The 9,855-nt window shown below is 68.4% G+C and carries 6 protein-coding genes and 2 tRNA genes; 7 read left to right on the forward strand and 1 reads right to left on the reverse strand.

Annotated elements, in window-relative coordinates:
• Nucleotides 1-109: 109 nt before the first annotated feature.
• Entirely contained in the window at nucleotides 110-1,495 is a 1,386-nt protein-coding gene (locus JWR86_RS03050) for a multicopper oxidase family protein (RefSeq protein WP_299560560.1), read from the reverse strand.
• Between the two features lie 105 nt (nucleotides 1,496-1,600).
• Between JWR86_RS03050 and JWR86_RS03055 the strand changes: the two genes are divergently transcribed.
• The 7 genes from JWR86_RS03055 to JWR86_RS03085 form a co-directional block, all read left to right on the forward strand.
• Nucleotides 1,601-1,685: transfer RNA gene (locus JWR86_RS03055), tRNA-Leu, on the forward strand.
• 84 nt (nucleotides 1,686-1,769) lie between these two features.
• Entirely contained in the window at nucleotides 1,770-3,155 is a 1,386-nt protein-coding gene (tig, locus tag JWR86_RS03060) for a trigger factor (RefSeq protein WP_299560562.1), read from the forward strand.
• Nucleotides 3,156-3,237: 82 nt separating this feature from the next.
• Entirely contained in the window at nucleotides 3,238-3,867 is a 630-nt protein-coding gene (locus JWR86_RS03065; RefSeq protein ID WP_299560564.1) for an ATP-dependent Clp protease proteolytic subunit, read from the forward strand.
• A gap of 219 nt (nucleotides 3,868-4,086) precedes the next feature.
• Nucleotides 4,087-5,355 (forward strand): ATP-dependent Clp protease ATP-binding subunit ClpX, encoded by a 1,269-nt coding sequence (gene clpX, locus JWR86_RS03070; protein WP_299560566.1) that lies wholly within the window; start codon nucleotides 4,087-4,089, stop codon nucleotides 5,353-5,355.
• Between the two features lie 342 nt (nucleotides 5,356-5,697).
• A complete protein-coding gene (lon, locus tag JWR86_RS03075; protein ID WP_299560568.1) occupies nucleotides 5,698-8,124 on the forward strand; it encodes an endopeptidase La in 2,427 nt (808 codons plus the stop codon).
• Nucleotides 8,125-8,235: 111 nt separating this feature from the next.
• Nucleotides 8,236-8,311 (forward strand) — tRNA-Val (locus JWR86_RS03080).
• Between the two features lie 237 nt (nucleotides 8,312-8,548).
• Nucleotides 8,549-9,855, forward strand: a 1,307-nt coding sequence (locus JWR86_RS03085; RefSeq protein WP_299560569.1) for a DEAD/DEAH box helicase, incomplete at its 3' end; no start/stop codon positions are given.

Raw genomic sequence — 9,855 nt, forward strand, 5'->3', positions numbered from 1 at the left:
GCCGCGGTCTGGATGCATGCCGACGCGGCGACCCGGTTCGGCCGCGGGCTGATCGCGGAGGACCTGCCCGAGATGCTGCCCGCCGTCTGGCGGGGCCTCGATTAGAGGTTCACGTCACCTCGAACCAGGTCCACAGGCCCGTATCCAACCGCTCGGTCACGGTGGACGCGATCATCCACCGGCCGGGTGCGCCCGCCTCGAAGGCGATGCGAACGGTCTTGCCCTCGGCCACCTGGAGCGTGTCGAACCAGTAGGGCTCCCAGCCGTCGTCGAGGGGATGGAGCATGCGAAACACATGCCCCTGGACATGGACCGGCTGAACGAAACCCGTGCCGTTGCGGATGGCGAGCACGACCGGCTGGCCGCGCCGGGCCGAGAACAGGGGGGCGGCGGCGCTGGACCCGGGCGCGCCGTTGACTTGCCAGCTCCGCGCCGGATCGGCCGGGTAGGCGACTTGGCCAGTCTCGCTGCGGGTGGCCCCGCCGGTCAGCGCCATGTCGCGGCGCAGGGCGTTCTGAAGTGCAATCTGCAGCGGCAGCAGCCGGTTCGGGGGCAGCGCGGCTGGCACAGGGCGGCTGACCGGGGCCGCGCCGTCGGCGACGAGTTCCACCAGCACCACACCGCCCCCCACCAGGGCCGAGATGCGCCCGACCGCGCCCGGCTCGGCCGGCACGTCGAGGAGCAGATCGTAGCGCGTGCCCGGCGCCGTCGGCAGCGTGGAGCGGAGGGGCTCGAAGGTGTCCGTCGGCTGCCCGTCCACGGCCGCCACGAAGGTCTTCAGCCCCTCGAAGCGGATCCGCATCAGGCGGGCGTTGCAACCATTGGCGAGCCTGAGCCGAATGCGGGACCCTGGCGGGAGGGCGATGCGCTTCGGCGCCTCGGCGCCCGCGACCGTGATCCGGTTGCCGAGGCGACCTCCCGTCGCGGCTTCCTGGGGCTGCCCGAAGGGCGCGAGCGCCCCGGAGGGCTGGACGAGCCAGTCCCGTATGACCAGCGCGAATTCCGCATCGACGGCCGGCGGTTCGCGCTCCTCTACGACCAGCAGACCGCCGAGGCCCCGCCCGGCCGGCTCGCTCGAGCCGCCGATCACGAGCGGCCGGATCAGGTAGGTACCGGGATCAGGCGGCGTGAAACGGTATTCGGTGCTCTCGCCCGGGGGAACCGGAACGCCGCCGAGCCCGGCCGCCCCTTTCGGCCCGGGCGCGGCCCGCACCCCGTGCCAATGGAGGGCGAGCGGCTTCGGCGTGCGGTTGCGCAACAGCGCCCGAACCTCTTCGCCGTGGCGGATTCGGATCACGGGTTCGACCGCTTCCCCGCCGAACCGCCACGTCTCGGCCGGCTCGCCGCCCGCGACCAACGTCGAGGGCAGGGGGGCTGCGTCAAGGATGTGGACTCCATCCGGGGCGGTCGCGAGGGCGCGCCGACCGGCCGGCAGGGAGGTGAGCGTCACGGCGAGGCCGGCAAGGAGGCCGCGCCGGTCGAGGCGGGTGGTCATCGGCACCCTCTATCCTGCTGTCGCCGATCGGGCGAGAGCGGCCTTCGCAGACTTGCCGGGCCGGGCCGAACGTGAGAAGAGCCGGCTACCGCGGCGCGGCGCCAGGCGGGCGTGGCGGAACTGGTAGACGCGCGGGATTTAGGTTCCCGTGACGAGAGTCGTGGGGGTTCGAGCCCCTCCGCCCGCACCACTCCGCCATCGCTTATCTGCTCCGCGTTGCTGCGGCCCAGTCTCTTGGGCCCGTTCCAAGCGATCCGTGCGACGAGGCAAGACAATGCAGGTCACCGAGACGAGGTCGGAAGGATTGAGGCGCGAATACCGCGTGACCCTCCCGGCGAGCGAGCTCGAACAGAGACTGTCGAGCGAACTCGCGGGCCTCAAGGATCGCGTGAAGATCAACGGCTTCCGGCCCGGCAAGGTGCCGATGGCCCATCTGCGCAAGCTGTACGGCCGGTCGGTGATGGCCGAGGTCGTCCAGAACGCCGTCAACGAGGCCAACCGCAAGATCATCGAGGACAACAGCCTCCGGCTCGCGCTCGAGCCGAAGATCGACATGGCGGGCAATCGCGAGGATGTCGAGAAGGCGCTGGAAGCCAAGGGCGACCTCGACTTCACGGTGGCCCTCGAGGTGCTGCCGCAATTTGAACTCGCCGACCTGTCGGGCGTCACCGTCAAGAAGCAGGTGGCCGAAGTGTCCGACGAGGACCTCGCCACCGCGATCGACCGCATGGCGCAGCAGAACCGGACCTTCTCGCCCAAGGACGGCCCCGCCGCCGAAGGCGACCGCGTCACGGTCGATTTCGTCGGCACCATGGGCGGCGAGCCGTTCAAGGGTGGCTCCGCCGAGGGCATCGAGGTGGAGATCGGCGCCGGCTCCTTCATCCCCGGATTCGAAGAGCAGCTCGTCGGCGCGGCGGCTGGCGACGAGCGCACCGTGACGGTGACGTTCCCGGAGAATTACGGGGTGGCGGACCTGGCCGGCAAGCCGGCGGAGTTCCAGGTGACCGTGAAGGCCGTCCAAGGCCCAGGCGAGACGGTGGTTGACGACGAGCTCGCCAAGGGCTTCGGCATGGAAAGCCTGGACAAGCTCCGCGACGCGGTCAGGGCGGCCATCAGCCGTGACTATGACGCGCAGTCCCGGCGCAAGCTCAAGAAGGAGCTGCTGGACCAGCTCGACACCCGCTACACCTTCGAACTCCCCGACGGGCTGATCGAGCAGGAATTCCAGGCTGTCTGGAGTCAGGTCGAGGCGGACCTCAAGAACGGCGGCCGCAGCTTCGCCGACGAGGGCACGACCGAAGAGGCCGCCCGTGCGGAATACCGCCGCATCGCCGAGCGCCGCGTTCGGCTCGGCCTCGTCCTTGCGCAGGTGGGGGAGAAGGCCGATATCAAGGTCACGGACGAGGAGGTCGACCGCGCCCTTGTGGAGCGCGTCCGGCAGTTCCCCGGCCAGGAGAGGCAGGTCTGGGAATATTACCAGAAGAACCCCGGCGCCAAGGCCGAGCTGCGGGCGCCGATCTTCGAGGAGAAGACGGTCGACCACATCCTCGGGCAGGTGACCGTGGTCGAGGAGCCGACCTCGCGCGAGCAGCTGTTCCGCGACGAGGACGAGCCGGCGAGCACGGACGCGCAGGCGTCCGCCGCGGCCGGCCCCTCCTGACAAGAACGTGCGGGCGTCGGGCGCGCACGGACGGGGCTGAGGTCGGACACGCCGTCCTCCCGTCCGGGACGAGATGAGGGCAATGAGAGATCCAGTCGCAATCTTCAACAATATGCTCGTCCCCATGGTGGTCGAGCAGTCCAACCGCGGCGAGCGCGCCTTCGACATCTACTCGCGCCTGCTGCGCGAGCGGATCATCTTCCTGACGGGCCCCGTCGAGGATTATTCAGCCTCGCTGATCGTCGCGCAGCTCCTGTTCCTTGAGGCCGAGAACCCGAAGAAGGAGATCTCCTTCTACATCAACTCCCCGGGCGGGGTGGTGACCTCGGGTCTCTCGATCTACGACACCATGCAGTTCATCCGCTGCCCGGTGGCGACGCTCTGCGTTGGCCAGGCCGCTTCGATGGGCTCGCTGCTGCTCTGCGCCGGTGAGCCGGGTCACCGCTTCGCCCTGTCCAATGCCCGCATCATGGTTCACCAGCCCTCGGGCGGGTTTCAGGGCCAGGCGACGGACATCCTGATCCATGCCCGCGAGATCGAGGCGCTGAAGAAGCGCCTGAACGAGATCTACGTGAAGCATACGGGGCGCGACTACGACACGATTCACCAGGCGCTCGAGCGCGACAACTTCATGACCGCGGATGCGGCCAGGGAGTTCGGCATCGTCGATCAGGTCCTGATCAAGCGGCCGGAAGCCGGGGCCGCAGCCTGAGCGGCGCCCTTTTCGAGGCGGCGCGCGGCGAAGTGACCGTGGCGGCCGCCTATTGATCCGCGCAGCCGCGCGTGATTGCATCGGCCGAGGCTCGGCCGGGCGAACGGCGTGGGGGGCGGAGACGACCCGGCCAGGTGACCTTTCCTTAGGTCGCGGCCGGTTACCCTGGAACGTGATTCGCGGGTCGGTGCACGGCTCTCGGTCCGACTGGAGAGCTTGATGAGCAAGGGCAGCGGCAACGATTCCAAGAGCACGCTCTACTGCTCGTTCTGCGGCAAGAGCCAGCACGAGGTCCGCAAGCTGATCGCGGGGCCGACGGTGTTCATCTGCGATGAATGCGTCGAGCTGTGCATGGACATCATCCGCGAGGAATCCAAGTCCTCGCTGGTCAAGTCGCGCGACGGGGTGCCGACTCCGAAGGAGATCCGGCGCGTCCTCGACGACTACGTCATCGGCCAGGACCACGCCAAGAAGGTGCTCTCTGTCGCGGTGCACAACCACTACAAGCGGCTGGCGCACGCGACGAAGCACAACGACGTCGAGCTGGCGAAGTCGAACATCATGCTGATCGGCCCCACGGGGTCGGGCAAGACGCTGCTCGCGCAGACGCTCGCCCGCATCCTCGATGTGCCGTTCACGATGGCCGACGCGACGACTCTGACGGAGGCCGGTTACGTCGGCGAGGATGTCGAGAACATCATCCTGAAGCTGCTGCAGGCCTCCGACTACAACGTCGAGCGGGCGCAGCGCGGCATCGTCTATATCGACGAGATCGACAAGATTTCCCGCAAGTCGGACAACCCGTCCATCACCCGCGACGTCTCGGGCGAGGGCGTGCAGCAGGCGCTGCTCAAGATCATGGAGGGCACGGTCGCGTCCGTGCCGCCGCAGGGCGGCCGCAAGCACCCGCAGCAGGAATTCCTGCAGGTGGACACGACCAACATCCTGTTCATCTGCGGCGGCGCCTTTGCGGGGCTGGAGCGGATCATCTCCCAACGCGGCAAGGGCACCTCGATCGGCTTCGGGGCCTCCGTCTCCGCGCCGGACGACCGGCGCACCGGCGAGGTGTTCCGGGAGGTCGAGCCCGAGGACCTGCTGAAATTCGGCCTGATCCCCGAATTTGTCGGCCGCCTGCCGGTGCTGGCAACTCTCGAGGACCTGGATGAGGTCGCCCTGAAGCGCATCCTCCAGGAGCCCAAGAACGCGCTGGTGAAGCAGTATCAGCGGCTGTTCGAGATGGAGGACGTCCATCTGACGTTCCAGGACGAGGCCCTGTCGGTGGTGGCCAGGAAGGCGATCGAGCGCAAGACGGGGGCCCGCGGGCTCCGGTCGATCCTCGAAGGCATCCTGCTGGACACCATGTACGACCTCCCGGGGCTCGATTCGGTCGAGCAGGTCGTGATCGGTCCCGAGGTGGTGGAGGGCAAGACGCGTCCGCTCTTCATCCATGGCGATCGCGGGCAGGAGCCCGCGAAGGAATCCGCCTGAGAGCGGGACGAAACTCGGGGGGCCGCGTGCCGCGAGGCTCCCTCCGCGAGCGCGCCTTCAGCTGCGCGAGCCTGCCGCGGGCCCGCGTGGCCCGGGGCGTCGGCCTGTTGCCGTCAACGGCCGCCGGGTGCGACCGATCGTTGCTTGAAAGCTGCGTCCGCCTTCGCCACCTTCCGTTCTGCGCGACGCGCGTATGCTCCTGTTTGAGGTGCGTCAGCCGCGTGCCGGGCGCAACCGACCGCCGGTCCATTTACCGCCGGTCGGCGTGAGCGCTTCGGCTGTCCGTCCACGCGCCCGCTCGAATGAGGGGCGGCGGGGGCGTGGTCACGAGGATCCATCTTGATGTCAGACCCGAAGATCCGTCAGCCGGTCGAACCCGGTACGGTCGGCACCTACGCGGTGCTGCCGCTCCGGGACATCGTCGTGTTCCCGCACATGATCGTGCCGCTCTTCGTCGGGCGCGAGAAGTCGATCAAGGCGCTGGAAGAGGTCGTCAAGCGCGACACTCACATCCTGCTGGCCACCCAGCAGAACGCGACGGATGACGACCCGGCGACCGACACCATCTACAATGTCGGCACGCTCGCCTCCGTGCTGCAACTGCTCAAGCTGCCCGACGGCACCGTGAAGGTGCTGGTCGAAGGCGCGAGCCGCGCCAAGGTGCGCCGCTATACCCGGACCGAGGATTTCTACGAGGCGGAAGCCGAGGCGCTGGCCGATGGCGTGAGCGATCAGGTCGAGTCGGAGGCCCTCGCACGCTCGGTCGTGTCCGAGTTCGAGAACTATGTGAAGCTCAACAAGAAGGTCTCGCCCGAGGTGGTCGCGGCCGTCACCCAGATCGAGGACGCCTCGAAGCTGGCGGACCAGATCGCCTCGCATCTGGCGGTCAAGATCTCGGACAAGCAGGAGGTGCTGGCCACCCCGACGGTCGCGCAGCGGCTGGAGAAGGTGCTCGGCCTCATGGAGAGCGAGATCTCCGTGCTCCAGGTGGAGAAGCGCATCCGGACCCGCGTCAAGCGGCAGATGGAGAAGACCCAGCGCGAGTACTACCTGAACGAGCAGATGAAGGCGATCCAGAAGGAGCTCGGCGACGGCGAGGACGGCAAAGACGAGCTGGCCGAGCTCGAGGAGCGGATCGAGAAGACCAAGCTGTCCAAGGAGGCCCGCGACAAGGCACGCGGCGAGCTGAAGAAGCTGCGCCAGATGTCGCCCATGTCCGCGGAAGCCACCGTGGTCCGCAACTATCTCGACTGGCTGCTTGGCATCCCGTGGGGCAAGCGCTCCAAGATCAAGAAGGATCTGCTCGGGGCCCAGGTCATGCTCGACCATGACCATTTCGGCCTGGAGAAGGTCAAGGAGCGCATCGTCGAGTACCTGGCCGTGCAGCAGCGCGCCAACAAGCTGACCGGGCCCATCCTGTGCCTGGTCGGTCCTCCCGGCGTGGGCAAGACCTCGCTCGGCAAGTCGATCGCCAAGTCGACCGGCCGCGAGTTCGTGCGCATGTCGCTCGGCGGGGTGCGTGACGAGGCCGAGATCCGCGGCCACCGGAGGACCTATATCGGCTCGCTGCCCGGCAAGGTCATCCAGTCCATGCGGAAGGCCAAGACGTCCAACCCGCTCATCCTGCTCGACGAGATCGACAAGATGGGCATGGACTTCCGCGGCGACCCGTCCTCGGCTCTGCTGGAGGTGCTCGATCCCGAGCAGAACCACACCTTCAGCGATCACTACCTGGAGGTCGATTACGACCTGTCGGACGTGATGTTCGTGACGACGGCGAACACGCTGAACATCCCGCCGGCCCTGTTGGACCGGATGGAGGTGATCCGCATCGCCGGCTACACGGAGGAGGAGAAGGCCGAGATTGCGCGCCGTCACCTGATCCCGAACGCGCTGAAGAAGCACGGGCTCGGCGACAAGGAATGGGCGATCGACGACGGCGGTCTGCTGGAGCTGATCCGGCGCTACACGCGCGAGGCCGGCGTCCGGAACCTCGAGCGCGAGCTGTCGAACCTGATCCGCAAGGCCGTGAAGGAGATCATCCTCACCGAGGTCAAGGCGGTGGAGATCACGGCCGCGAATCTCGGCGAGTATCTCGGCGTGGCGAAGTTCCGCTACGGCGAGATCGAGGCCGAAGATCAGGTCGGCGTGGTCACGGGTCTCGCCTGGACGGAGGTCGGCGGCGAGTTGCTGACCATCGAGAGCGTCATGATGCCCGGCAAGGGCAAGATGACGGTCACCGGCAACCTGAAGGACGTGATGAAGGAATCGATCTCGGCGGCGGCGTCCTACGTCCGCTCGCGCGCGCTCGATTTCGGCATCGAGCCGCCCCGGTTCGAGCGCCGCGACATCCACGTCCACGTGCCCGAGGGGGCAACCCCGAAGGACGGGCCCTCGGCCGGCATCGCCATGGCGACGTCGATCGTGTCGGTCTTCACGGGCGTGCCGGTGCGGCGTGACATCGCCATGACGGGCGAGGTGACGCTGCGCGGCCGGGTGCTGCCGATCGGCGGGTTGAAGGAGAAGCTCCTGGCGGCGCTTCGGGGTGGCATCAAGAAGGTGCTGATTCCGGAGGAGAACGCGAAGGATCTCGCCGACATCCCGGACAGCGTGAAGAACGGCCTCGAGATCGTCCCCGTCTCGCGCATGGACCAGGTGCTCGAACACGCGCTCCTGGGCAAGCTCGAGCCGATCGAGTGGGAAGAGCCCGTGCCGGCTGTCGCGTCGCCTGCGGCCGAGGAAGATCCGGCGGCCCACGTCGCCCATTGACCGGTCGCAGACCGGATCGAGACCAGGCCTCCGGCTCGCGCCGGGGGCCTTTTTTGTGCCCGTCGCGGCGGTATTCCGGGGCCCATCGAGCCGTGCTAAGCGAGGAAGCTCGGGCGGTTAGCTCAGTTGGTAGAGCATCTCGTTTACACCGAGAGGGTCGGCGGTTCGAGCCCGTCACCGCCCACCAGTCAGAGCCTGTTGGTTGACTTCGGGGCAGGTCGAGCCCATATCGGCCCTACGGCGTTAGCGCCCGCTCGGCGGGCCGCGTGAGAGAGGCTGCGTGACGGTTACCGCGTAACGAGCGGCGGCCCGGCCTCCATCTTCATTCGCTCCTCACACAGACGCGCCCCATCACGCGGGTGCCTCTCCGAGACAGCGCCCCGGCGGATTCCGCCCGCGGCGCCGGCTGAAAGACCTTATCCACGTGTCCACATTCGACCAGTTCGGCCTCGCCGCGCCTATCTTGAAGGCGCTTGTCGAGGAAGGCTACACCACGCCTACCCCCATCCAGCAGCAGGCCATCCCGGACGTGATGGCCGGCCGCGATCTGCAGGGAATCGCCCAGACCGGCACCGGCAAGACGGCGGCGTTCGCGCTGCCCATCCTGCACCGCCTTGCGGCAGAGCCGGGGCGGGCCGAGCCGCGCGGCTGCCGGGTTCTCGTTCTCAGCCCCACCCGCGAGCTCGCGAGCCAGATCGCGGACAGCTTCAAGGCCTACGGCCGCCATCTCCGGCTCTCGACCACGGTGGTGTTCGGCGGCGTCCCGATCGGCCGCCAGCAGCGTGCGCTGGCCGGCGGCGTCGACGTTCTGGTCGCCACCCCGGGGCGCCTGCTCGACCTCGTCGATCAGCGCAGCCTGACCCTGCGGGGGGTGGAGATCCTGGTGCTCGACGAAGCCGATCAGATGCTTGATCTCGGCTTCATTCACGCCCTGCGGCGGGTCGTGACCCTGGTGCCGAAGAAGCGCCAGACGCTGTTCTTCTCGGCCACCATGCCGAAGACCATCGAGCAGCTCTCGGCGCAGTTCATCACCGATCCGGTCAAGGTCGCGGTGGCGCCGATTGCCACCACCGCCGAGCGCGTCGATCAGAGCGTGATGTTCGTCTCGACGTCGGACAAGGCGGCCCTGCTGCGGACCGTGCTGAACGACGAGACCGTCGACCGGGTGCTCGTGTTCACGCGCACCAAGCACGGCGCCGATCGGGTGGTCACCCAGCTCGGCCGCAGCGGCCTCGCGGCTGCCGCCATCCACGGCAACAAGAGCCAGGGCCAGCGTGAGCGCGCCCTCGCCGAGTTCAAGGCCGGGCGCTGTCGCGTCCTGGTCGCGACCGACATCGCGGCCCGCGGCATCGACGTCGACGGCGTGTCGCACGTCATCAACTTCGATCTGCCCAACGTGCCGGAAAGCTACGTGCACCGGATCGGCCGCACGGCGCGGGCCGGGGCCGCCGGACAGGCGATCTCCTTCTGCAACAGCGAGGAGCGGGCCTATCTGCGGGACATCGAAAGGCTGACGCGCCTCAAGATCGCGATCGCGCCGCTGCCGTCCGGCTTCGCGGCCGCGAAGGCTGAGATGCCCCGGATCGAGGAGCCGGCGCGGGCTCCGGCGCCGCATGCGCGCGGTGGCCATGGACGCGGCGGCGGACGGCCCTCGTCCGGCCAGCCCGCCCGCGGCCCGGCGCGCCCGGATGGCTGGACCCCGAGCATCCACGGCGAGGCCCAAGCGCCCCG

The sequence above is a fragment of the Enterovirga sp. genome, assembly GCF_028290205.1.
Lineage (GTDB): Bacteria > Pseudomonadota > Alphaproteobacteria > Rhizobiales > Beijerinckiaceae > Enterovirga.

Excerpts from the sequence above, each read along its gene's own strand:
- JWR86_RS03050 (WP_299560560.1), bottom strand. The coding sequence starts at position 1,495 with ATGACCACCCGCCTCGACCGGCGCGGCCTCCTTGCCGGCCTCGCCGTG.
- tig (WP_299560562.1), top strand. The coding sequence starts at position 1,770 with ATGCAGGTCACCGAGACGAGGTCGGAAGGATTGAGGCGCGAATACCGC.
- JWR86_RS03065 (WP_299560564.1), top strand. The coding sequence starts at position 3,238 with ATGAGAGATCCAGTCGCAATCTTCAACAATATGCTCGTCCCCATGGTG.
- clpX (WP_299560566.1), top strand. The coding sequence starts at position 4,087 with ATGAGCAAGGGCAGCGGCAACGATTCCAAGAGCACGCTCTACTGCTCG.
- lon (WP_299560568.1), top strand. The coding sequence starts at position 5,698 with ATGTCAGACCCGAAGATCCGTCAGCCGGTCGAACCCGGTACGGTCGGC.